This window comes from Cryptosporangium japonicum (assembly GCF_039524755.1).
In the GTDB taxonomy this organism is placed as follows: domain Bacteria; phylum Actinomycetota; class Actinomycetes; order Mycobacteriales; family Cryptosporangiaceae; genus Cryptosporangium; species Cryptosporangium japonicum.
In genome coordinates, this window is sequence record NZ_BAAAGX010000048.1 from 1 (window position 1) to 855 (window position 855).

The 855-nt window shown below is 70.8% G+C and carries 1 protein-coding gene; it reads left to right on the forward strand.

The window, feature by feature from the left end; translation table 11 throughout:
* Nucleotides 1-855, forward strand: a protein-coding gene (locus tag ABD437_RS42830) for an IS5 family transposase (RefSeq protein WP_425558392.1) whose coding sequence is annotated in 2 segments (ribosomal slippage) — nucleotides 1-343 and nucleotides 343-855 — 856 coding nt annotated over the 2 segments. Because the reading frame shifts where the segments join, the coding sequence is not laid out codon by codon here. This gene is flagged as partial in the annotation.

Genomic DNA, 855 nt, shown 5'->3' on the forward strand with positions numbered 1-855 from the left:
GTTCGTCGGGACGAGGTCAGTGACGCCGCGTGGGAGCGGATCGCGCCGTTGTTGCCGGTCAGCGCAGGTCGGGGCGGCCGGTGGAAAGATCATCGGCAGGTGTTGAACGCGATCGTGTGGAAGCTGCGGACCGGCGCGCCGTGGCGCGACATCCCTGAGAGATACGGATCGTGGAAGACCGCGCACGAGCGCCTGCGGCGCTGGTCGGCTGACGGCACGTGGGACCGGATCCTGGAACACGTCCAGGTGCACGACGACGCGGTCGGGGAGATCGAGTGGACCTTCCACGTTGATTCCAGCGTGGTCCGCGCGCATCAGCATGCCGCCGGGGCCCGCAAGCCCGGGACGGTGAAAAAGGGGGCACCACGCGTGCGGGCGTCCCGGTCGCTGCGGTCGCGGGTGAGGCGATCGGGCGGTCCCGCGGTGGGCTGAGCAGCAAGATCCATCTGGCCGTCGATGGGCGCGGCCGGCCGATGGCCGTCCGGCTGACCGAAGGCCAAGCCGGTGACAACCCGCAGCTGCTGCCGCTGCTCGACGACGTGCGGGTGCCGCGGACGGGCCGGGGCCGGCCCCGCAAACGCCCTGACCGGGTGGTCGCGGACAAGGCTTACGCGCATCTGTCGACCCGTGCCGCTCTGCGGCGGCGCGGGATCGCGGTGACGATTCCGGAACGCTCTGACCAGGTGGCGCGGCGGGCGGCCAAAGGCTCGGCCGGTGGCCGCCCGCCTGCCTTCGATCCTGTGGTCTACCGGCAGCGCAACCTCGTCGAACGTTGCTTCAACCGGCTCAAACAGTTCCGCGCGATCGCGACCCGGTATGCCAAACGCGCAGTGCTCTACCGGGCTCTGCTCACCC